The organism is Mycobacterium paraterrae, assembly GCF_022430545.2.
Classification (GTDB): Bacteria; Actinomycetota; Actinomycetes; order Mycobacteriales; family Mycobacteriaceae; genus Mycobacterium; species Mycobacterium paraterrae.
The window spans coordinates 2,181,644-2,203,564 of record NZ_CP092488.2; the positions used below are offsets into that span (position 1 = coordinate 2,181,644).

A 21,921-nucleotide genomic window follows, 5' to 3' on the forward strand; every position below is an offset into this window, starting at 1 on the left:
CGCGTCGCTACCCGCCGACGTCGAAGCGCTGATGCGTGGGCTGCGGTTGCCGCACGCCCGCGCGATCGCCGCCGACGTGCTGGCCACTGCCCGAGCTCAACGCTGGGACCCCACCGAGGTGATCAAAGCGCTGCTGACCGAGGAGTCCGCCGGCCGGGCCCGGTCCATGCTGGCCGCCCGCCGCAAAGCCGCCGGCTTCCCGACCGGGAAGACATTCGACGTGTGGGACCCCAATGCGTCGTCGATCCCGTTACCGACCCAGCAGGCGCTACAGACCCTGGAGTGGGTGGGTCGTCGGGAGAACCTGGTGGTCTGCGGGCCCGCTGGCACCGGCAAGACGTTCTTCCTCGAAGCGTTGGGGCAGAAGGTCATCGAAGCCGGGATGCCGGTGGCGTGGTTCACCCTCGAGCAGATCGGGGTCCTGGTTCGGGCGCACCGCGCTGACGATTCGTTGGGCAAGGCCGTGGCCAAGATCGTGCGTGCCGAGCTCGTGGTGATTGACGACGTTGGACTGTTGCCCGTCGGTGCCGATGCCGCTGAAGGGCTCTACCGCATCGTCGAGGCCGCCTATGAACGGCGCTCGGTGGCGATCTCATCGAACCTGCACCCCAGTGGTTTCGATGAGCTGATGCCCAAGACGTTGGCGACTGCCACCGTGGACCGGCTGCTGCATCACGCGCACCTGTGCCAGACCAGCGGAGACTCCGTGCGGCTGGCCCAAGCCCTGCACGGGAAGGGAGTCAAACCCTTGAGCTGACAACGGCCTCAACCACCGGTGGCGGACACACCCTAATGGGCAGATTCGTGTCCGCCACTGGGCAGTTCTTATTGGCCACCTACGGGCAGTTCTCATGTCCGCCCACGGGCAGTTTCAGCTGTCCATTGACAGGGCACCGGGCTGCGAGTCATATCGCCACGTTAATCGTCGGCAGCGCGGCTAGCGTGGAGGCCGTGTCCGAACGGGTCTGGGACTTCGCTACCGCGCCGCCCCGCATCGCGCCTGGCGTGACGTCGATGGTCGGCTACCGCTCCATGCAGAACCCCGGCGCACTGCACCGCGGCATGCCGTCGTCGACGCTCACGTTCATCGTCAGCCTCGACGACGGAGTGGAGGCGGCCGAAACGGCCGAGGCCCTTTCGACCGCGCGGCCGAATCCGCTGTTGCTGAGTGGTTTGCACGTCAAGCCGGCGTATGTGCGGCAACGGCGGGGCCAGACCGGCGTGCAGATTGCGGTGCATCCGCTCGCGGCTCGCTCACTGTTCGGAGCGCCCAGCGCGGAATTGAGCGCCGGCGCATGGGACGCAACGGCGATATTGGGGCGCGACGGCACTCGACTACAACAGCGGATCAGCGAGGCGAGGAGTTGGGACGAGGCATTCGGCGGGATCGCCGAGTATCTCGCGACCGGGTGGCGGGACGACCCCGCAGTGCGTCCTGAGGTGGCGCAGGCGTGGCACCTGTTGCAGCTCAGTGGCGGACGTGTAGCGGTGGGGACGTTGGCTGACCGGGTCGGTGTCTCTGCCAGGCACCTGACCACGTTGTTTCACCGGGAGGTCGGCCGTTCGCCTAAGACGGTCGCGATGCTGATGCGATTCGAGCGGGCGACGGCGCGGATCGCCGATTCGGTGCGGCGGCGCCATGCGACGGTCGATCTCGCCGCAGTCGCCGCGAGCACGGGCTACAGCGACCAAGCCCACCTGACGCGTGAGTTCGCCCGGTTCGCCGGAGCGTCGCCCGGTCGGTGGATCGCCGAAGAGTTCCGAAACATTCAAGACGGCGGGCACCGACCCCGCACAGACTGTGAGCATGACCTCTAATAACCCGACCGTGTGGCCGACGTTGCAGGCGCACGACGCGCCCAGACTCATCGACTACTACGTTGACACCTTCGGCATGATCCTTGCCGCCCGTTACGGAGAGGGTGACTCGGTCGACCACGCCCAACTGCTCTGGCCCGAAGGAAGCGGCGGCATCATGCTCGGCAGTTACAAGCCGGGGGCCATATGGTGTCGCGAGCCCGGCACGGCCGGCGCATACATCGTGACGGGCGACCCGGCGGCGCTGTTCGAGCGCGTTCGCGCGCATCGAGCTGACGTTGTCCGTACGTTATCCGAAACAGATTACGGCGCAACTGAATTCGTGGTGCGCGATCCCGAGGGCAACCTGTGGTCCTTCGGTGACTATCGTGGCGCTTCGCTGCCGAGTTGACCATGCGCGCGACAAAGATCTTCGCGAATTTGCGCGTCGCGGACATCGCCTCCGCGAAGAGCTTCTACACCGATTTCCTCGGGCTGCCGACAGAAGAGTTCAACCTGGGCTGGGTAGCCCGGTACTCGTCGCCGGACGCCGAGGCGAGGCTGCAGCTGGTCACGACAGACCTCACCGCTGCGGAGGACTCGGTCATCTCGGTCTGTACCGACGACATCGACGCCGCGTTCGCCGAGGCGCGGGCGCGCGGCTACGAAATCGTTCATCCGCTGACGGACGAGCCATGGGGACCTCGTCGCTTCTTCGTCCGGGCACCCGACGGCAACGTCGTCAACATCGTGAATCACCACGACTGAAACTCGATGTTTTGTACATCTGTGCAAAGGGTAGGCCGCCTAACATGTCCAAATTCAGTGTTATGAAATCGGTCGTTGTCGGTGGAGCAGTCGCCGCGGCGATGGCAGTCATGCCTCTCGCTGCGGCCGATGCGAGTGTGGGTGGGGCCGGCGCCGCTCCTGCCCACGTCATTTACAAGCTGGACCCGGGCGGCAGCGGATGTGCCCCCAACGGAGGACCCTGCGGATCCGGAGGTCAGGACAGTGGTCCAGGCGGCGGACCCGGCGGCCAAGGCTGTGTGGCTGGCGTCGGTTGTGGATTCGGCGGCCAGAACGCCGGTCCGAATGGTCAGCCCGGCGGTTGCCTGTTTGGCGTCGGCTGCGGCCACGCCTGATCCGGCTAGGTAACTACTACTCACCATCGTGCGGTCCGGGGTAACCCGGGCCGCACGATTCGTTTTGTGCGGCCGGAATTTGTCGGTGCTCGGTGTGATGATGGCGTCATGTCTGTGGTCGCGCCGTCACCTGAGGTGAGCCGTGGCGAGCGCCTCGAGGTGTTGTTTGCGGAGTTGTCGGAGCTCGCCGGTCAGCGCAATGCGATCGATGGGCGGATTGTGCAGATCGCCGCGGAGATCGACGGCGATCAGTTGTGGGGGGCCACGGGTGCGCGGTCGGTGGCGGCGTTGCTGGCCTGGAAGCTGGGCTCGTCATCAGCTAATGCGCACACGATTGCTGCGGTGGCGGGGCGACTGGAGGAGTTTCCCGGCTGTGTTGCGGGTTTGCGGGAGGGCCGGTTGTCGTTGGATCAGGTCGGGGTGATCGCTGGCCGCGCCGGTGCGGGTTCGGATGCGCACTATGCGCAGTTGGCGGCGGTGGCGACGGTCAGCCAGTTGCGGACCGCGGTGAGTTTGGAGCCGCGCCCCGAACCCGAGCCCGGGCCGCCGCCGCAGCCCTCGATCAGCCGCGGCGGTGATGAACGGTTCAGCTGGTGGCGGATCAAACTCCCGCACGACGACGCCGCGAAATTCGATGCGGCTTTGGCTTCGCATCGCGATGCGCTGGTCGCGCAGTGGAAGCAAGACCACGGCGGCGGTGCGGGTGGGGTCGGGGACCGCCCGCCGCTGCCGGGCACCCTGGAGGCGTTCATGGCGCTGGTCGAATCCGGCTGGGACGTTGAGGCTGCGCGTCGCCCGCATGGCGCGCACACCACGGTGGTGGTGCACGTCGATGTCGACCAGCAGGTTGGCGGCCTGCATCTGGGTCCGCTGCTGACCGACGCCGAACGCCAGTATCTGAGCTGTGATGCGACGTGTGAGAGCCTGTCACGAATTTTGTGTAAGTCAGAGGTGATTTGACTACGAATTGTAGTCTAACACAACGGAATTCGTCCCGGGAACAGTCTGGCGAGTGTGTTCAATGCCACAGTCCAGTTGTACGTTCCGGTGCCCGAGAATCCTCCTCTGTCGCTGGAGATGTTGCGCAATCCGAGATACAGCAACTTCATCGCGGCGTCCTTGTCGGGGAAATGGCCGCGGTTTTTGGTGATCTTGCGCAGCTGGAAGTTGATCGACTCGATGGCGTTGGTGGTGTAAACGATCTTGCGCAGCTCCACCGGATAATCCAGGAACGGCACGAACTCTGGCCAGGCGTTGCGCCAAACGTCGATTGCCCCAGGATATTGGGCCCCGTAGGCGGTGTCGAACTCTTTGAGCGCGAGCTCGGCGGCCTCGGTGGTCGACGCGCCATAGATCGCGCGCATCGAGGTCGCGACCTTCTTGCGGTCCTTGTAGGACACGAAGCGCATGGCGTTGCGGATGACGTGCACCACGCAGGTCTGCACCACGGTGTCGGGAAAGGTCGAGCGGATCGCATCAGGCAGCCCGGTCAGCCCGTCGCAGCAGGCGATCAGGATGTCGCGCACCCCGCGGTTGCGCAGGTCGATGACGACTTTCTGCCAGAATTTGGCGCCCTCGGAGTCTTGGATCCAGACCCCCAGGGCGTGTTTGCGGCCCTCCAGATCCACCCCGATGGCCAGATAGGCCACCTTGGTCGTGACCACCCCGTTGTCCTTGATGCGCAACCGCAGCCCGTCGATGTAGAGGATGGGATAGACCTCATCGAGCGGGCGGGACTGCCAGGCCTTGATCTCATCGACCACGACGTCGGTGACATTAGAGATCAGCTCGCGCGACACGGCAGCCCCGTACACCTCCTGCAGATGGGCTTCAATGTCGCGGGTGGTCATCCCGCGCGAATACAGCGACAACACAACGGAATTGATGTTATTGAGTCGGCGGGTCTTCTTGGGCACGATCGCCGGCTCGAACGATCCGTTGCGGTCGCGCGGCACGGAGATATCCACTGGACCGTTGACCGTGGACACCGTCTTCGAGCTGAACCCGTTGCGCGAATTGCCCGACCCGCGCCCGGCCAGATCCCCGGACTCATAGCCCAGATGATGAGTCATCTCGGTCTGCAGCGAGCGCTCCAGCACCGCCTTAGTCAACTCATTGAGCAAACCGTCCGCGCCGTCGATCGGAGTGCCCGACTTCACCGCATCCTTGATCAGCGAATCCAGCGTCTCCGCCGAAAACGTCTCGGCCAGCCGCCGCGCCGCCGACTTCTCCTCAGCCGACGACTGCGTGGTCTTCGTCACAAAACACTCCTTCTGTCCGCCCCAACGGCGGTCCGATCTTGGACCACCCCGGACTTACACAGATGGAATGACACGCCCACGTGTGAGGTGTGGTTCGAACGCGCCGGCCAACCCATCGGCGCCGGGCGGTCGACCCGGGTGATCAACCGGCGGCTGCGCCGCGCGCTGGAGCGCCGCGACCGGGCCTGCGTGGTTCCCGGCTGCGGGGCCACCCGCGGCCTGCACGCCCACCACCTTCAGCACTGGGAAGACGGCGGCCCCACCGAGTTGGACAACCTGGTCCTGGTCTGCCCCTATCACCACCGCCTACACCACCAGGGCGGCATCACCCTGACCGGACCCGCCACCAACCTCACCGTCACCGACGAAGACGGCCACCCGCTCAGCGGAGCCGCACTAGCCCACACACCCACACAACCCCCACCCGACGTCCCGGCCTACCCCGGACCACTGGGCGAACGCGCCCAATGGTGGTGGTACACCCCCTACCAACCACAGGCGCCACCCTCAAACAACTGAAGGTGCGCCACGAAACAGTCGGCGGCACAGGCGAGTTCGGTGTCGCTCGATAGGCTATTCCCCCTTGAGGCTGCCGATGCCGAGCGAGAAGTCGGTGCGCGCCGCTCGCGAGTCCGCCTGATGCTCCTGCACGTAGCCCTGCGGATCGCGGTCGACGATCGGCAGTCCTCGCGTCGTGGGATGCTCGGCCATGAACTCCCGGTACTGAGCCCCGAGCGACTCGCGTAGCCCGATCGGTGCGTGACGCCGGAAGTCGGCCAGGCCTTCGCGCTCCTCTTCGGCCATGTGATCGTCGTTGGCGACCCTGGTCCGTCCGACCGCCGCCCACCACTCATCGGTCGCAAGTTCTGCGGCGTTCGCATCACGCACGCCGTCGCGGATGTCGTTGTGGTCACCGATCGCGTCGAGCGTCTCGCCCTCGGCGTCGTCACCGCCGCGTTTGAGCAGCTGCGGGTAGAAGATTTTCTCCTCGATCAGGGCATGCACGTCGAGCTTGTCCGCTAGCGGGCGCCAGACCCTTATCAGCGCGTGCCGATTGACCGGTGTCTGCGCCTGCAGCTCGTCGAGCTTGGCGAACTGTTCGCGAAACCAGTCGTGGTCGTCGAGGATGAGCATGGTGATATCGGCCATCCCCACCAGTAAATCAGCTGGGCGCCGGTCGTGACTCGCCGCTTGCGGGTTTCCAGCGGACGGCCAATCCGGCGGCGATGAGCGCGGCGGTGCCGGCCGCCGCGGCGACGAACACCCACCCGCGACGGACGGCGGCAAGGTCGACGCCGGGCTGGTAAAGCATCGTCAACGCGGTGGTGCCCAACACCATGCCCAGCTGTCTGGCGGTATTCGTGACCGCCGACCCGGCCCCCCACCGGTCGGCCGGTAGGGCGAGTCCGGTGACAGCCGACAGGCTCGGCAACACCAACCCCACTCCGGCGCCGGTGAATAACTGAGCGGGAAAGTAGTCGGCCAGATAGTGCGGTGTCGTCCCGATGGTGGACAACCAAATTCCGATCCCGGTGGCGTAAAGCCCTGCTCCCGCCGCGGCGACCCAACCGATACCTATCTTGCCGACTAGTCGCCCGGCCAGCGGCGAGACGACGACCACCATGACGGGACCCGGCGCCAGGCACAGTCCGGCAGCCGCCGGCGGCATACCCCACACGGTGGTGAGCAGCATGACCCCGCTCAGCAACATCGCCCCGTGCGCTGCCGAAAACACCAGCAGCGCAAGGCAACTCGACCACATCGGCAGCACCCGCACGGCGGCGAGGTCGACGGCCGGCGATGGATGGCGCAGTGAACGCCACACAGCCAGCGCCATTGCTCCGACAGCGCCGACTACCGCCGCGGTGATAGCGCTGGTGCTGCGACCGACCACCGGCAGCTCGATCAGTGCCCACACCAGCGCCCCGACACCGACCACCAAACTGAGTGCGCCGAATAGGTCTGGAACACCGGTACCGGTTCCGGCGGCCCTGGACAGCACGACGGTCCCGGCCACCACGGCCAGCAGCCCCACCGGGATGTTGACGAAAAAGATCCAGCGCCAGGACAACTGGACCAGCGCCCCCCCAACTGGCGGTCCGAGCGCCGCAGCCGTCGCACCCACGGCCGACCAGGTGCTGACGGCGACTGCCCGCCGGGACGCGGGGACCGCGGCCAACAAAAGCGCGGCGAACTCGGCATCAGCATCGCCGCACCGAGGGCCTGCACGGCGCGGGATGCGACCAGCATGGGAAACGAACCCGCCAGGCCACAAGTGGCCGAGCCCGACGTGAAGACCACCAGTCCAGCCAGGAAAATCCTGCGATGGCCGTACCGATCGCCCAGCCGGCCCGCCGGATTCATGAATGCGGCAAAGACGAGGGTGTAGGCGTTCAGCACCCATGACATCGCTCCGAGATCGGCGGTGCCGAAGGCCTGTCGGATGTCGGGAAAAGCGATGTTCACGATGAACAGGTCAAGGCTTGCCAGGAAGGCGGCGGTCGACACCACCAGAACGGTCGCCGTTGAACGCGTCGTCGGTACCTGCGTTGTTGTCGTCACGCCCGCCTCGCGTTGCATTCGACCGACAGGACAAGCACCCACCCGGTCGCTAGATATAGCTAACAATACCTAGCCAGGGGGTGGCGGGGACATCGCGGAAGGAGTTAGTTAAGTCACTACGCACGAGTCGAATAAGACCTAGGCTCGAGCGATGACGGTCCCGTACGACGAGGCGCTGCGTGAGCAGATCCGTGATCGGCTCGCCGGGCACGACCGTCGCGTCGTGGACGATCCGGTGAAGCGTCACGCGGCCGTCGCGGTGCTGTTGGTGGACTCGGAGGTCGGGGAGGACCGGATCGATCCTGCGCCCGTCGAAGACTGGATCGCGGGACGCCCGATGCCGGAATCGCTCGACGGCCGGATGGTCGACGTGTCGGGCGGCGCCGCATTCCTGCTGTGCCGCAGGACATCTCGACTCAGCTCGCACCCCGCGCAATGGGCGCTTCCGGGAGGGCGTCTGGATCCGGGGGAGACGGTTGTTGAGGCGGCACTGCGTGAACTCGACGAGGAGGTCGGGATCAAGCTCGCCGAGGCCAACGTGTTGGGATTGCTCGACGATTATCCGACCAGATCTGGATATGTGATTACCCCGGTCGTCATCTGGGGTGGAGGTCGACTGAATCCGCAACCGGCACCCGACGAAGTGGTGGCGGTCTATCGGGTAGGCCTCCACCAGTTGCGGCGTTCAGACTCACCGCGATTCATATCGATTCCGGAGAGCTCGCGGCCCGTCGTCCAGATACCGCTGGGCAACGACCTCATTCATGCGCCGACAGGTGCGGTGTTGCTGCAGCTTCGCTGGCTGTGCCTTGATGGCCGCGACGATCCGGTCGACGAGTTCGAGCAGCCGGTGTTCGCCTGGAAGTGAACGTATTTCGGTTCTAGCTTGCCGCTTGGTCTCGCCTGGTGGTCGCGCGATTTCGCTGCGCGACGAGTGGGCGGCTCGGAATGCGTTGCCGCAGAACGGGTGCGACGTCCGACTGGAAGAGCTCGAAGCTTTCACGTTGCTGAGCGGCTGTGAACCCGTCCGCATCCGCGCTCAAGTGCATCACCTCGTGACCGAGGTGCTCGTGGTACCGGCCGACCTTGTCGACGACCTGTTCGGGACTACCGACCAGCGCGGAGCTCCGCTGAATGAAATCGTCGAGGGAGTCGAACACCACCGGAATCCCGGCGCGGCGCGCTAAGGCCAGTCGCGCCTCGAACGTCGGACGGTAGGCGGCCACCGCCTCCTGCGACGTCCGGGTGACGTAGAAGCCGGCCGTTCCCGCGCCGACCAGTGCATCCTCCGGCCGGTGACCGTAGAACTCCCACCGCTCCCGGTAGTGGCGCACCAGAGCGGCATACGGTTCGACCGGGTTGCTCACGTTGGCCGAGAAGATCGGGTCACCATGGCGGGCTGCCAAGTCGACAGAGTCGGTACTGGTCGCGCTGCCGTGCCAGATCCGGATGCCTGGTTGCAGCGGACGGGGAAGCGCCCTCGCGTGCACCAAGTTCGGTCGGAACTTCCCCGCCCACGTCACATCGTCGCTGTGCCACAGCAACCGGAACAACTCGTACCCTTCCCGATTGCGCTCCCACTGGTCGCTCGTCGTGACGTGGAAGAGCTCGGCCTGCGCGGCGCCGTTGCCCTTGCCGATAATCAGCTCGAGACGGCCGCCGGATAGGTTGTCGAGCGTCGAGTAGTCCTCGAATGCGCGCACCGGGTCGAGCAGGCTCAGCGTCGTCACACCGGTGAACAAACTGATAGTCGTGGTACGGGCGGCAATGTGACTGAGCACAACCGGCGGCGAGGACGAGATGAACGGATCCTCGTGCCGTTCGCCGACCGCAAAGCCGTCGAAGCCCAACTTCTCGGCCAGGACGGCTTTGTCGACGACGTCACGAAACCGCTCGGCCGGGCTCTTCTTCTCACCCGACACCGGATCGGGGACGTGGGTGATCAGCGTGATCAGCAGGAATTTCATGCGCCGAGCAGTGTCTTCTCACGATGGTGCCGGCTTGTGTTCACGACCATTGCTGGAGCAACGGGTCGCGAGACGGCTCAATTCCCCGATGGATCAACGATTACTTTCGAGCCGCCGACTCGCGCGTTCGGAAGCCGGGACCCGGCTCAGGCGTGACGTTATGCGCGGTGATCTCTTGTTGGCAGTGCGCGCAGACCAGTACCGGGACGGCGGTCTGGTCGCACGGTTGGTGGTGTAGCACGATCGGCGGCCCCTGGGGGACTGGCAAGTGCTGATCGCCCCACTGCATCAGCACGACGATCGCGGCGAACAGGTCGCGGCCAGGGTCTGTCAGCCGATATTCGTGGCGGTCGGGATCGCTTGCGTAACGGACCTTTTCCAGCAGGCCCTTGTCGACAAGGGTTCGCAGGCGGGCCGACAAGGTGGGGCGAGGAATCTGCAGGTTGCGCGCCAACTGGCCGAACCGACGTACGCCGAAGAACGCTTCACGCAGGATCAGCAGCGTCCAGCGTTCCCCGACGATCTCGAGCGTGCGCGCGACGGACTCCCCCTCGAAGCGATGGGACAGATCCGGGTAGTCCATGGTTCACCCAATGTACCGGTTCAAAAAATAAACCGGTAGTGGTAACGTGACCGGACCACCACGACGCCTGTGCAAAGCGAGGACGTATGGACACCGACGTCATGACCGCGCCCGTACTTTCCCGCGCCCGCCAGCTCGCCGACCTGGCCCGCGGGATGGCCGAACGCATCGACGCTGAGCGCCGGCTGCCGACCGAATTGGTTGAGGCGCTGCGTGATTCGGGGCTGCTGCGGGCCGGGGCGCCGCAGGAGGTCGATGCGCTGGAGTTGCCGGCGGGAACAGCGCTGCGCTGTGCGGAGGAGGTGGCGCGCGGCGACGCGTCGGCTGGATGGTGCGTGTCGATCGGCATCACCAGCACCCTGCTCGTCGCTTATCTGCCGCCCGCGAGCCGTACCGAGTTGTTCGGCGGCGGCCGCGGACTGGCAGCCGGGGTGTGGGCGCCCCAGGGTAGGGCGCACCGCGTGGCCGGCGGGGTGGTGGTCTCGGGGCGGTGGGCGTTTTGCAGCGGGATCACCCACGCCGACGTGTTGTTCGCCGGTTGCATCCTGGACGACAAGCCCGCTGTGGTCGCGTTGCCGACCGGGCAACTGCACATCCTCGACACCTGGCACACACTCGGATTGCGCGGTACCGGCAGCCATGACACCGTCGCCGACGACGTGTTCGTCCCCGACGAGCGCGTGCTGTCGATCTTCGACGGCCCGGTGATCGACCGACCGCTGTACCGATTCCCGCCGTTCGGATTCTTCGCGGCATGCATCACCGCGGCGGCGATGGGAAACGCGCGGGCCGCGATCGACGACTTCGTCGAGCTGGCCATGACCAAGAAGGGTGTGGCCGCCAGCCGCACACTGGCCGAGCGATCCACCATTCAATCGGCGGTCGCCACGGCCGACTCGGCACTCGAAGCCGCCCGGGCTGGCTACTACCAAGCCATCGAAAGCGCTTGGGCGGCAGCTGAAGCCGGGCCGCATATACCGTTGACGGTACGCACTCGCCTGCGACTCGCCGCAACGCACGGGGCGCGTGTCTCGGCCGACATCGTGCGATCGATGTACGACCTGGCGGGCGGCAGCGCCATCTACGACGGCGCACCGCTGCAACGACGGCTGCGCGACGCATTCACCGCCACCGCGCACTTCCAGGTGAACGAGGCGTCGCGGGAACTGCCGGGCCGCATACTACTGGGTCAGGCCAGCGAGGCGGCGATGCTGTGAGATCTCCGATCGAGGCAGTCCTGCCGTTCTGGCTCGACCGGCCCGACCTGGAGGCACTCGAGATCGCCGAAGCAGTCCATGCGGCCGGACTCGACGGGCTCTGGATCGGCGAGATGGCGACGTTCGACGCTTTCGCGCTGGCCACCGCCATTGGCGCCCGTGCCCCCGGTCTGAGACTGCGGATCGGACCGCTGCCGATCAGCGTGCGAACGCCCGCCTCGATCGCTTTGGGCGCCAGCACAGTTGCCGGCGTCACCGGCGTGCCGGTTGACATCGCCTTGGGCGCCTCAAGTCCCTTTATCGTTTCTGGCTGGCATGACCGGGACTGGTCGCACAGTGTCGGAAGGATGCGGGAGACGATCGAGTGCCTGCGCCCCATCCTGCGCGGCGAGCGTGGCGACTACGACGGTCGCTATGTCCGCAGTCATGGTTTCCGACTACGGAATCCCCTGCGGCACTGCACGATTGGCGTCGGAGCATTCGGTCCGTCGATGCTGCGGCTCGCTGCCGAGTGCGCCGACGAGCTGGTACTGAATCTCGCATCACCGCAACGCGTGGCACGGATTCGAGAGCAGATGGACCGGCGGGCCACCGCGACGGGTCGGGTGCCGCCGCACGTGACGGCGTGGGTGCCGGTCGCCGTGCGGCCCGGTGCGGCGGCACTGCATCAACTCGCGAGTCAGCTCGCGGTCTACCTCGCCCCGCCAGGTTATGGCGAGATGTTCTGCGACCTCGGATTCACCGAGCTGGTCGAGCGCGCCCGGGCGGGCGCCCGGCGGGCGGAGCTGGCGGGCACGATCCCGCTCGAATTGGCCAGTGAATTAGCCGCTTTGGGCACGCCGGAACAGGTCGGCGATCGGATACGGGCCTACTTGGATGCCGGAGCCGACACCGTTGCGGTGATTCCTGTGACTGCCGAGGACCCTGCCGGCCGCATCGCCCTGGCCTGCGCCGCGGACATCGCTCGTACCATCCCAACCCCTCAGGAGACCGCCCTATGACCACCGTCAACGTGCAATGCCGACTTGCCGCGCGCCCCCAGGAGACGCTGAAGGCAACGGACTTCGATATCGTCGAAGAGCCCAAACGTGTTGCGAACGATGGACAATTCGTGGTCCAGGTCAGCTACCTCTCAATCGACCCCGCCATGCGCACGTGGATGAATGCGGGGCGAAGTTACGTGCCGCCGGTGGAAATCGGCGAGGTGATGCGGGCTTTGGGTGTCGGCCGAGTCGTCGAATCCCGACACCCCGCCTTCCCGGTCGGCGCGCACGTGTCCGGCATTTTCGGAGTCCAGCGCTACGCCGTGTCCGACGGTACCGATGTCAACCTGGTCGACACCACACTGGCGCCGGCGCCGGTTTACCTCAGCGCCCTTGGCATCAGCGGGCTGACCGCCTATTTCGGCCTGCTCGACGTCGGCAGGCCCGAGCCGGGGCAGACCGTATTGGTGTCGGGGGCGGCCGGATCGGTCGGCAGTATCGTCGGGCAGATCGCCCGGATCAAAGGATGTCGCGCGATCGGCATCGCCGGCGGCGAGGAGAAGCGTCGATGGCTCGTCGAAGAAGCCGGATTCGACGCCGCGATCGACTACAAGTCCGCCGACCTACGGAAAGAACTCAAGGTCCACGCCCCCGACGGAGTGGACGTCTACTTCGACAACGTCGGCGGAGCCACCCTCGAGGCCGCCCTGAACCGGCTCGCTCGCGGGGCGCGGATCGTGCTGTGCGGGGCGGTGTCGCAGTACAACGACACGCCGCGCGGACCCGCGAACTACATGCAACTGTTGGTCGCGCGCGCATCGATGACCGGGTTCGTCATCTTCGACTACGCGCATCGGTACCCGGAAGGGGTTGCGCAACTAGCCAAATGGCTCAAGAGGGGCGAACTGCGTTCCCACGAGCAGATCGAATACGGCGATGTAGCCGACTTTCCCGAGACGCTGCTCAAGCTGTTCCGCGGCGAGAACACCGGCAAGCTGATCCTGGCGCTGGGGGAATAGGTACCGCGCACGGACTGGTTGGACTGGGCCATGGCTGCCTTTAGCGAAACCCAGCGTCAACAATTTCTCGCCGACAAGCACGTCGCGATCTTGTCGGTCGCCGCCGCCGACGGGCGACCGCCCGCCAGCGTGCCGATGTGGTACGGCTACACGCCCGGCGGAAACATCTTGGTCAACACCGGGGTGAACGCCCGCAAGACCAGGCTTATCCAGCAGGCCGGCGCGGTGACCCTGGCGGTGCAGCGCGAAGAGCCGCCGTATCAGTACGTGGTCGTCGAGGGCACTGTGGTCGACACCGTCACGCCGGCCCCGCTGGACGTGCGCGAGGCCATCGCGATCCGTTACCTCGGCGAAGAAGGCGGTCGAGCGTTTGTCCAAAGCATGGCGGATCAGCCAGGCATCCTGTTCACCATTCGGCCGGACCGCTGGATCACCGCCGACTTCTCCGACGAGTTGTAGCCCTAGCGTGTCCGTCGTGTGTCGGGGCCGCTGACGGACTGACCTGGCTTAAGCTGGCGGTCTCAAGGACCTAGGTCGTTACGCTCGAGAACCCTGAAGGAAGTACCCCAGATGGACCTCGACCGCATTACCAGCCCGATGCGACTCGCGCGGGGATCGCACCAGCCCGGATCGGGCAAAGGGTGTGCGATGAACGTGATTTCGTACATCAATGGCGACGAGCAGCTCACCGACTTCCCGGCGACATCGGCGCGGCCGTTGGCGTCGTTCGTGCAGTTGTGCAACGACATGCTTGCCGAACCCGACGGTTATCTGTCGCCGGAGAACAGCCTGCTGGTGCTCGACCTCGGCTGGCTGACCGTCGGGACCGCCGAGGTCGCCGACGCCATCACGCACCTTTGGGTGACGAAGCTGCTGACCAGCCCGCCATGGGGTGTGCTCGGCTACGCCCGTGGCGCGGCCGCCGATGCCATCGCCGAGATCGCCGAGCTGCACCGCAATTTCGTGCCCGGTGACGTGCCGTCGATTGTCAGCTGGGACGGCGCGGCGAAGGCGGGGCGTGCCGCCTGCGAGGCCGCCGAGGGCGCGGAATTGTATGCGGTGCGAGCCGCCTGCCAGTCCACGTCGCTCGTCGAGACCGACGATTGGAACACCTTGGATGCCGTCACCGGCAACGCGTTGCGCGCGCACCGGCTGGCCAACATTGATACGGGCGTCGCACGGGTGGTCGATGTCACCCGCCACGCGATCCGCTCCTGGCGTCGACTCGCCGGGCTGAGCGTGATGGGCAATGGGCCCACTCCGGTCGCCGGCGTCCGGTCGCTGAGGCCGGAATCAGCGCTTCCGGTGGCTGTCTCGGCGTAGTCGCATCGTCCGCAGGGTGGCCACGCTTGCCGCGAGCACCGCCATCGCGGCGAGGATGAGGTGCGATCCGTCGATTCCGACGGTGGTCAGCAGCAGCGGCAGGCCGAAGCCGATATACGTCGTCGAGTAGAAGACACCGGTCAACGCACCTCGAACATGTTGCGGTGCAGCGGCTTCCAAGTCGATCAGGCCTTCACGCAGTGAAAGCCCGGACGCGCAGCCCAAGATCAGTAACAGCGGCAGCGCCAGCGGCAGCGTCATAGCGGTCGGAGCTACTGCGATCAGCGCATACGCCAGCGCTGCCAGCCCCGCACCTACGGTCCCTGCCCACGGACCCCACGAGCCGGCCCGAGCGATGATCTGGATGATGCCGCTCGCTCCATTGACGATGAGGGCGGCGAGCCCAGCGGCGACGGGTGCGGCGAGCTCGGTGTGAACCCGCGACGGGATCGTGATGAATCCCAGGGTGGCCGACGCGAACACCCACGGTGCCAGCGGCATCGCCCAACTCAGAGCTCTTCTAACGGAGAGGCTTTGTGCGACATTGCCTTTCGCTCCCGACGTGGTGGCCGGCACCGCGGCTGTCCGTCTGGTCGCCACGATCGTGATCGCCATCGCCATCACAACGAGAATCGCCGCTAACGCGAACGACAGCTCGACCCCGGGTCGCGCGGCCCCCGCGATCAAGCCACCAACCAGTGGTCCGATCGCGAAGCCTGAGATGAGCACAGCTCCGGCCGTCGCCGCGCCCGCGGTACCGCGGAGGTCTGACGCCCACGCGGTGCCTGACGTCATCGCCAGACCCACACCGGCCCCGACGACCAGGCGCCCGATCAACAGCACATCCGGCTGCTGGGACAGCAGCATCGCTACGGTGCCGATCACCGCGGTCGTCGAACCCGTCAGCGCCACCGCCTGCCGTCCGAACACATCCGATGCCTTGCCTCCGATCAGCAGCCCGGGCAGCAATCCCACCGCGTAGATGCCAAAGATCGCGTCTAGCGTCGCCATGCTCAGGTGCTGGCGGTCACTGATCGTCGGCATCAGTGCGACGAAATGATTGGCGACCCAGCCGGTCACCAGCAGCACCGCCAGCACCGCGCCGAATTGGAAGTCCACGCCAGCCGGCCTAGCTGATGGCCTCGACAGCAAGGCTGATGATCCGTGTGGCGCGTTCATGAACTCCAGTCCTCCCGTGGTCGCGATCAGACACGACCACGACGCCTGGGAAGTTATTCCCGGTCTGGTTGCGATCGCAACGCAATTAATGCGGAGTTCAGCTAAGCGGCACGCACGTCAGAGCGGCGACGTTTCGAGCGTCAGAGTGAATAGCGCCCACGCCATGCAGAACAAAAAATTGAGCGTCACCAGAACCATGCCCACGAACAGCAGCGAGCGAGTTCCGCGGCGCTTCATCCGCCGCACCCGCGCCCGAAACTGGTCCCGCCGATACTGTGTCGCGATCATCGCGAACGTGAAATCGGTGACCTCGGCACGGGCGACCGGGGAGCCGGCCAGCATTTGCCGTAGGCGGTCCGGCGATGTGCTCACACCCACGCGCGCGAAACGACGACTGAGTCGTCGCGCTTGCCGACGCCCGGCGAGACGGCTGGCCATCCGGAGCCGTTGCGGCAGTTGCCCGTATTCGTTTCCCCAAGGCGTGGTGGGCGGCATCACACGCCGAAGTGTAGCCAGCACGTCTCCGATATCGGCGACTTCACGGCCATTACGTCGGCGGAAACTTTCTACAGCACCCCTTGGGCCCGGCCCGAGTGCTGAGTGCCCTGAACTAGAACCTGTTACAGTTCGCGGCTATGGGCCGCAAGCGGGTCGTCGTCGCGGGACTGGGCGATGTGGGCATCCTGGCTGCGATGCGGCTCGCCAAGCACTTCGACGTCGTCGGCATCTCGGTCAAGCCCGGCCTGGTCAGCGGCCAGGAGGTAGGCGTCCGGCTGGCGCGACCGCGTGACTGGGCCCGCGACTATTGGATTTCCTTCGACCGGTTCCGGCGGCTCGACCGGGTCCGAATCATCCAAGGCGCACTCACCGGTATGGACCTGGCCGAGCAGACCGTGGCAGGACAGGGCGGCGACGGCAACCCGTTCGTGGAGGGATACGACGCACTGGTCATTTCAACCGGCGTCACCAACGGTTTTTGGCGCCGCCCGACCCTGCAGTCGGCCGCCGAAGTAGCGGCCAGTCTGCGCGCCGACCACGAGCGGCTCGCCAGCGCCGCGTCGGTGATTGTCGTCGGTGGCGGCGCCGCAGCCGTCACCAGCGCGGTCAACCTCGCGACCACCTGGGCGGACAAGCGAGTCGACCTCTACTTTCCCGGCGACCGGGCGCTGGCTGACTACCACCCGCGGATCTGGCAGCGAATCAGCCGCCGGTTGGCCGAGCTCGGGGTGGGGCTGCACCCTGGCCACCGCGCCGCACTGGTCGACGGGTTCTCCGGCGACGAAATCACCAGCGGCGGCGTCGACTGGAGCAGCGGGCAGCCGGCCTCGTCGGCGGACGCGGTGCTCTGGGCCATCGGGCGGGTGCGACCGAACACCGAATGGCTGCCACGCGAATTGCTCGACGACGGCGGATTCGTCCGCGTCACCCCCGAATTACGGGCACCGGGGCATCCGGCGGTATTCGCCGCCGGAGATGTCGCGGCTACCGACCCGCTGCGCAGCTCGGCCCGCAACCGCGGCGACGCCCTCGTTGCGCGCAACGTCCACGCCGCGCTGACCGGGAGGCGGCTGCATAGCTACCGGGCGCCCGGCCGACGGTGGGGCTCAGTCCTCGGCATTCAGCCCGACGGATTGGAAGTCTTCCTGCCCACCGGTCAGGCGTTCCGCATACCGTCCTGGCCCGTCGAGCGCGTGGTCATGCCGCTGATCGTGCGCCGGGGCATGTACGGCGGCGTACGCGAAGGCGCTCCGCCGGTCTGACGTCGGACTCGGCCGGTGGGTCGACGAGCTGTTCGAGTGCCCTGCTCAATGCTGGCGGGAGGGTCGTCTTGACGAAATATTGAGTAAGGCAATGGTTTACGCATTGATTACCGCAATCTGCAGGGGTCCTGCGTTCGTGCGCAGCCCACGCCGAGCTGTCGATCGCCACCACCTCACGAGGTCGCAGACGCTAGGGTCAGCGGGTGACTACATCGTGGTCGCCGAGCCGTCTCGGCAACCTGGCCGGCAAACGCATCATCGTGACCGGGGCAACCAACGGCGTCGGACTCGGCACCGCCCGTCTGCTGGCCCGCGCGGGTGCGCACGTGATCCTAGCCGTTCGCAACCCGCAGTTGGGCGCACAGCGGGCCGCCGAGATCGGTGGCACGACCTCCATTGCCAAGCTCGATCTTGCCGACCTCGCATCGGTACGGGCGTTTCCCGACCAATTCGACGGCGACGTCGACATCTTGATCAACAATGCCGGAGCGGTCGTTCAGCATCGCACCGATACCGTCGACGGCTTCGAAATGACGCTCGGCACAAACTTTTTGGGTCCATTCGCGCTGACCAACCTGCTGCTGCCCCGAGTGCGCTCGCAGATCATCAACGTCGGGTCCGATGCACACCGGTCGGCGACGCTGCACCTGGACGACATGCACCTGCGCTCGCACAAGTGGGCCGCGTATCCGGCTTACGCGCGCTCGAAGCTCGCGGTGATGCTGTGGGGGCTCGAACTCGATCATCGGCTGCGGGAGGCGCATTCGCCGGTGAGCACCCAACTCACCCACCCGGGCTGGGTGTCGTCGAACTTGTCGCAGGTTTCGGACAAACCGATGATGGCGGGGTTCCATCGCGTGGTCACGGCGTTGGCACATCGGTTCGGCAACGACATCGAGCAAGGCGCCGCGCCGACGCTGTACTGCATCAGTGAGCCGATTCCGCCAGGCAGCTATGTGGGCGTCGACGGCCGGCTCGGGCTGAAGGGCGGCCCGGTGCTGGTCGGCCGATCGGCGCTGGCGGCCGACTACGAGACGGCGGCCAAAGTGTTCGAGTTCGGTGAAAAGGAAACCGGGACAACGCTCCCGGTGTAGTCAGATCGGTGTCGCAAAAATAGCCACGGCGTCGCCGCCCACCGATACCCCTGCGGGGCCGATCCTTTCGATCAGCCGCGCCCGTAGCTCGGCCGCCTTGTCCTCGGGGACCAGCAGCTGGTTGGAGAAGGTGAAGGCGATGTCCACCCAATGCTGAGCGGAGTAGTGCAGGTCGTGCGGGTATTCCCGCTTGGTCACCGTGAAACCGTGTGCGGCGATCAAGTCGACGACCTCGCCGGGACTCCCGTCGCCGCTGCGGGTTTCGAGGTCCATGTAGTCGCGGTAGATCTCCTCGAATTCGGCGCGGCTGGGATGTGTGGGGCGCAGCCGGTTCCAGATCAGCGCCAGCTTGCCGCCGTCGTTGAGTATGGTGCGGATCTTCGGCAAGGCCAGCGCCGGGTCCACCCAGTGGAACGACGCCGCGAACACCACCAGGTCGAAGGTGCGGCCAGCCGGGTCCCACTCTTCGAACGACGCAAGTTCGACGGGAATCCCCTTGGCCTTCGCGACGTCAGCCATTCGGGCGTCGGGCTCGACGGCCAGCAGGTCGGCGCCCCGCTCGATCATCTGCATGGAGGCGATTCCGGTTCCGGCACCGGCCTCGAGAACCCGGTGCGCGCGGGGTGCGAGCACGTCCTCGATCAACTGATCCGGGTAGCGGGGCCGGTAGGCGTCATAGTTTTCTGCGGCTCCGCCAAAAGAGTTGGCGCGCTGGCGATTAGTGAACAAATTCAGTCGCGGCGGCATGCTGACCAGCGTAGCCACGCCAGGTGGGAACTCGCTGTGAACTAGCGGGTGACGGTCGCGCGCGTACGCTCGAGCGCGCACAGCCGCCACTGGCCGGGCACACCTTTGAGGTCGTGGTCGCCGCGGTCGGCGAATCGGTAGCGCGAACCGGTGACGATGTCGCGAACCGTCGACGACACCAGCACCTCGCTGGGCCCGGCCAGCGCCGCGACCCGTGCGCCGATGTGCACCGCCATGCCGGCCACGTCGTCGCCGCGCACTTCGACCTCGCCGGCGTGGATGCCCACCCGAATCTCGATGCCGAGCACCCGAATCGCCTCGATCAAGGAGTCGGCGCAGGCGATGGCGGCACTCGGGCTGGGGAAGGACGCGACGAATCCGTCGCCGGCGGTGTTCACTTCGAAGCCGCCGAATCTTTCCAGCTCGTGGCGCACCATCGTGTCGTGGTTGTCCAGCAGGTCTCGCCACCGGGCATCGCCGAGCTGCGCGGCCCGCTGAGTCGAGCCGACGATGTCGGTGAACATGATCGTGGTCAGCACCCGCTCGGCGCTGTAGGTGCCCCGCACGCCGGTGACGAACTCCTCGATCTCGTCGAGCATCGGCGCGGTGTCGCCGACCCAGTACAGCGCGTCGGCTCCCGGCAGCTCGACGAACTGCGCCCCGGCGATGCGTTCGGCGATGTACCGGCCGTTGTCGACCGGGCAGAAGTCGCAATCCGTCCGGTGCACGACCAGCGTCGGTGCGGTGATGCGGGGCAGCGTGTCGCGGACGTCGGACCGCCGGACGGTCAGGATGATGGCGCGGGCCATGCTTGGTGGCGCCGCGCGGTTGCCAGCCATGTCCCACCAGGACCGGAATGCGTGGTTGTCGACCATGCTGGGCGCAATGAAGCCGAGCATGTCGAAGCCCTGGTCGACAGCGTCCGGTTCCATTGCCACTGTCGTGTACAGATCCTCGACGATCTCGAATCCCATCGGGTAGTCGTCGGCGCGCAGCGTCCGGGCGGCGCCGTTGACGATCACCAGGTTGCTCACCCGTTCTGGATAGTCGGCGGCCAGGATCAGCCCGGTCATCGAGGCGAACCCGGGAGCAAACACCGTTGCACGCTCGCACCCGATCGCATCCATCACCGCGATGGCGTCCTTGGCCCAGAATTCGGGACCGATGACGTCCTGTGATACGCGCGACGACATGCCGACCCCGCGCTGATCGAGGCGAATGACTCGGCTGAAGGAGGCCAGCCTCCGATGAAAGCGGTACATCGACGGCTCGGCGTCGATAGTGTCGATCGGGATAGACGGGCCCGGCAGTACCAGCACGTCGGTCGGCCCATCGCCCAGTGTCTGATAGGCGATGTCGACCTCGCTGCAGCTGGCGTAGCGAGTCCGCGGAAACTGCGCCACCGCTACAGGCTAGATCAGGAAACCGACACGTTTCGGCCGTCTTGGCTTCAGTGGTCGCCTCCCGGCTGCGCTACCGCGAAGATGCAGGTAATCGGACACGACGAGAGGAACTCACAGCATGCAGTTGACGGGTAACACCGTTCTGGTCACCGGAGGGGGTACCGGCATCGGCCGCGGCCTGGCCGAGGCGTTTCATCGGCTGGGCAACGAGGTCGTGATCGCCGGTCGCCGTACGGGACCGCTCGAAGAGGTTGCGCGGGCCAACCCGGGCATCCAATACCTGCCGCTGGACCAGGGCGACGCCGCCAACATCAGGCAATTCGCCATCAAGTTGAAGGACCACCATCCGGACGTCAACGTCCTGATCAACAACGCCGGCATCCAGTGGGTCGAGAATCTGGTCACCGGTGGGCCCGGCCGGGCCGAGCAGACGATCAACGTCAACCTGCTCGGTCCGATCCGGCTCACCGCAGCACTGCTGCATGCGTTGCTCGGCAAACCGCGCGCGGCCATCCTCAATGTGACATCGGGGTTGGCGTTCATGCCGAGCGCTTTGACACCGACCTACTGCGCCAGCAAGGCGGCGTTGCACTCCTATACCCAGTCGCTTCGTTTTCAGCTGCGCGACAGCGATGTTCAGGTCATCGAGATCATTCCGCCGCGGGTGCAGACCGCGCTGCAAGGCGCGCGCGGATTCGACCCGCGCGGGATGCCGCTCGACGACTTCATCTCCGAAACGATGATGCTGTTGCAAACCAAACCCGACGCCGACGAGATTGTCGTGGAGCGCGCCAAGGGTTTTCGGTACGCCGAGCGAGACGGGGCCTACGACGAGCTCTACCCCGCCTTCAACGAGAAGATGATCGGCGACGTCGACTAGGCGC

22 protein-coding genes and 3 pseudogenes are annotated in these 21,921 nt (G+C 66.2%); 16 read left to right on the forward strand and 9 right to left on the reverse strand.

The features are described from left to right. Positions 1 to 31: 31 nt before the first annotated feature. The 6 genes and pseudogenes from MKK62_RS10410 to MKK62_RS10435 all read left to right on the forward strand — a co-directional run. Positions 32 to 757 (forward strand): ATP-binding protein, encoded by a 726-nt coding sequence (locus tag MKK62_RS10410; protein WP_240263800.1) that lies wholly within the window; start codon positions 32 to 34, stop codon positions 755 to 757. A gap of 257 nt (positions 758 to 1,014) precedes the next feature. After that, positions 1,015 to 1,818 (forward strand): helix-turn-helix domain-containing protein, encoded by an 804-nt coding sequence (locus tag MKK62_RS10415; RefSeq protein ID WP_240264217.1) that lies wholly within the window; start codon positions 1,015 to 1,017, stop codon positions 1,816 to 1,818. Further along, positions 1,808 to 2,209 carry a VOC family protein gene (locus tag MKK62_RS10420; RefSeq protein WP_240261147.1) on the forward strand — a complete coding sequence of 134 codons (402 nt, stop codon included), beginning with the start codon at positions 1,808 to 1,810 and terminating at the stop codon, positions 2,207 to 2,209. Before MKK62_RS10415 ends, MKK62_RS10420 begins: the two co-directional genes overlap by 11 nt. Before the next feature lie 2 nt (positions 2,210 to 2,211). After that, complete coding sequence (locus MKK62_RS10425; RefSeq protein ID WP_240261146.1) at positions 2,212 to 2,565, forward strand: VOC family protein; 354 nt, start codon at positions 2,212 to 2,214, stop codon at positions 2,563 to 2,565. A 62-nt stretch (positions 2,566 to 2,627) separates the two neighbouring features. Next, entirely contained in the window at positions 2,628 to 2,939 is a 312-nt protein-coding gene (locus MKK62_RS10430; protein WP_240261145.1) for a PE-PGRS family protein, read from the forward strand. A gap of 108 nt (positions 2,940 to 3,047) precedes the next feature. After that, positions 3,048 to 3,863: pseudogene (locus MKK62_RS10435) on the forward strand (DUF222 domain-containing protein); the annotation flags it as partial. Positions 3,864 to 3,913: 50 nt separating this feature from the next. Here the strand turns inward: MKK62_RS10435 and MKK62_RS10440 are convergent. Further along, the gene (locus tag MKK62_RS10440) at positions 3,914 to 5,149 is read right to left on the reverse strand and encodes an IS256 family transposase (RefSeq protein ID WP_046187329.1); all 1,236 of its coding nucleotides are present in this window, start codon (positions 5,147 to 5,149) and stop codon (positions 3,914 to 3,916) included. A gap of 129 nt (positions 5,150 to 5,278) precedes the next feature. On the opposite strand from MKK62_RS10440, the pseudogene MKK62_RS10445 reads away from it, so the two are divergent. Beyond that, positions 5,279 to 5,719, forward strand: a pseudogene (locus MKK62_RS10445) (HNH endonuclease signature motif containing protein); the annotation flags it as partial. 54 nt (positions 5,720 to 5,773) lie between these two features. Here MKK62_RS10445 and MKK62_RS10450 read toward each other — a convergent pair. Together MKK62_RS10450 and MKK62_RS10455 are read right to left on the reverse strand one after the other, a co-directional pair. Further along, positions 5,774 to 6,349: a hemerythrin domain-containing protein gene (locus MKK62_RS10450; RefSeq protein WP_240261144.1), complete on the reverse strand. Its 576-nt coding sequence runs from the start codon at positions 6,347 to 6,349 to the stop codon at positions 5,774 to 5,776. Positions 6,350 to 6,362: 13 nt separating this feature from the next. After that, positions 6,363 to 7,780: pseudogene (locus MKK62_RS10455) on the reverse strand (MFS transporter). A 133-nt stretch (positions 7,781 to 7,913) separates the two neighbouring features. On the opposite strand from MKK62_RS10455, the gene MKK62_RS10460 reads away from it, so the two are divergent. Continuing rightward, complete coding sequence (locus MKK62_RS10460; protein ID WP_240261143.1) at positions 7,914 to 8,630, forward strand: NUDIX hydrolase; 717 nt, start codon at positions 7,914 to 7,916, stop codon at positions 8,628 to 8,630. Positions 8,631 to 8,643: 13 nt separating this feature from the next. On the opposite strand, the gene MKK62_RS10465 is transcribed toward MKK62_RS10460, so the two are convergent. Both MKK62_RS10465 and MKK62_RS10470 read right to left on the reverse strand, forming a co-directional pair. Further along, positions 8,644 to 9,729 carry an LLM class flavin-dependent oxidoreductase gene (locus tag MKK62_RS10465; RefSeq protein ID WP_240261142.1) on the reverse strand — a complete coding sequence of 362 codons (1,086 nt, stop codon included), beginning with the start codon at positions 9,727 to 9,729 and terminating at the stop codon, positions 8,644 to 8,646. 100 nt (positions 9,730 to 9,829) lie between these two features. Further along, positions 9,830 to 10,312: a winged helix-turn-helix transcriptional regulator gene (locus MKK62_RS10470; protein WP_240261141.1), complete on the reverse strand. Its 483-nt coding sequence runs from the start codon at positions 10,310 to 10,312 to the stop codon at positions 9,830 to 9,832. Between the two features lie 86 nt (positions 10,313 to 10,398). Here MKK62_RS10470 and MKK62_RS10475 point away from each other — a divergent pair, with 86 nt between their 5' ends. The 5 genes from MKK62_RS10475 (at position 10,399) to MKK62_RS10495 (ending at position 14,854) form a co-directional block, all read left to right on the forward strand. Continuing rightward, positions 10,399 to 11,529, forward strand: a complete 1,131-nt coding sequence (locus MKK62_RS10475; RefSeq protein WP_240261140.1) for an acyl-CoA dehydrogenase family protein — start codon at positions 10,399 to 10,401, stop codon at positions 11,527 to 11,529. After that, on the forward strand, positions 11,526 to 12,530 hold the full coding sequence (locus MKK62_RS10480) for an LLM class F420-dependent oxidoreductase (RefSeq protein ID WP_240261139.1): 1,005 nt from the start codon (positions 11,526 to 11,528) through the stop codon (positions 12,528 to 12,530). The genes MKK62_RS10475 and MKK62_RS10480 overlap by 4 nt, the downstream gene beginning before the upstream one ends. Further along, positions 12,527 to 13,531 carry an NADP-dependent oxidoreductase gene (locus tag MKK62_RS10485; protein ID WP_240261138.1) on the forward strand — a complete coding sequence of 335 codons (1,005 nt, stop codon included), beginning with the start codon at positions 12,527 to 12,529 and terminating at the stop codon, positions 13,529 to 13,531. Before MKK62_RS10480 ends, MKK62_RS10485 begins: the two co-directional genes overlap by 4 nt. A gap of 30 nt (positions 13,532 to 13,561) precedes the next feature. After that, positions 13,562 to 13,990, forward strand: a complete 429-nt coding sequence (locus MKK62_RS10490; RefSeq protein ID WP_240261137.1) for a pyridoxamine 5'-phosphate oxidase family protein — start codon at positions 13,562 to 13,564, stop codon at positions 13,988 to 13,990. Between the two features lie 189 nt (positions 13,991 to 14,179). After that, positions 14,180 to 14,854: a hypothetical protein gene (locus tag MKK62_RS10495; RefSeq protein WP_240261136.1), complete on the forward strand. Its 675-nt coding sequence runs from the start codon at positions 14,180 to 14,182 to the stop codon at positions 14,852 to 14,854. Here MKK62_RS10495 and MKK62_RS10500 read toward each other — a convergent pair. Both MKK62_RS10500 and MKK62_RS10505 read right to left on the reverse strand, forming a co-directional pair. Next, a complete protein-coding gene (locus MKK62_RS10500; RefSeq protein ID WP_240261135.1) occupies positions 14,825 to 15,973 on the reverse strand; it encodes an MFS transporter in 1,149 nt (382 codons plus the stop codon). The genes MKK62_RS10495 and MKK62_RS10500 overlap by 30 nt on opposite strands. 177 nt (positions 15,974 to 16,150) lie before the next feature. Continuing rightward, positions 16,151 to 16,528, reverse strand: coding sequence for a hypothetical protein (locus tag MKK62_RS10505; protein ID WP_240264216.1), 378 nt, complete (start codon positions 16,526 to 16,528; stop codon positions 16,151 to 16,153). Positions 16,529 to 16,668: 140 nt separating this feature from the next. On the opposite strand from MKK62_RS10505, the gene MKK62_RS10510 reads away from it, so the two are divergent. Then, the gene (locus tag MKK62_RS10510; protein ID WP_240261134.1) at positions 16,669 to 17,793 is read left to right on the forward strand and encodes an FAD-dependent oxidoreductase; all 1,125 of its coding nucleotides are present in this window, start codon (positions 16,669 to 16,671) and stop codon (positions 17,791 to 17,793) included. Between the two features lie 203 nt (positions 17,794 to 17,996). Beyond that, entirely contained in the window at positions 17,997 to 18,887 is an 891-nt protein-coding gene (locus tag MKK62_RS10515; RefSeq protein WP_240261133.1) for an SDR family NAD(P)-dependent oxidoreductase, read from the forward strand. On the opposite strand, the gene MKK62_RS10520 is transcribed toward MKK62_RS10515, so the two are convergent. Together MKK62_RS10520 and MKK62_RS10525 are read right to left on the reverse strand one after the other, a co-directional pair. Then, positions 18,888 to 19,634, reverse strand: a complete 747-nt coding sequence (locus MKK62_RS10520) for a class I SAM-dependent DNA methyltransferase (protein WP_240261132.1) — start codon at positions 19,632 to 19,634, stop codon at positions 18,888 to 18,890. A 41-nt stretch (positions 19,635 to 19,675) separates the two neighbouring features. After that, positions 19,676 to 21,037, reverse strand: a complete 1,362-nt coding sequence (locus tag MKK62_RS10525) for a bifunctional lipase/adenylate cyclase LipJ (protein WP_240261131.1) — start codon at positions 21,035 to 21,037, stop codon at positions 19,676 to 19,678. A gap of 118 nt (positions 21,038 to 21,155) precedes the next feature. On the opposite strand from MKK62_RS10525, the gene MKK62_RS10530 reads away from it, so the two are divergent. Beyond that, positions 21,156 to 21,917 carry an SDR family oxidoreductase gene (locus tag MKK62_RS10530; RefSeq protein WP_240261130.1) on the forward strand — a complete coding sequence of 254 codons (762 nt, stop codon included), beginning with the start codon at positions 21,156 to 21,158 and terminating at the stop codon, positions 21,915 to 21,917. The last annotated feature ends 4 nt before the right edge of the window (positions 21,918 to 21,921 follow it).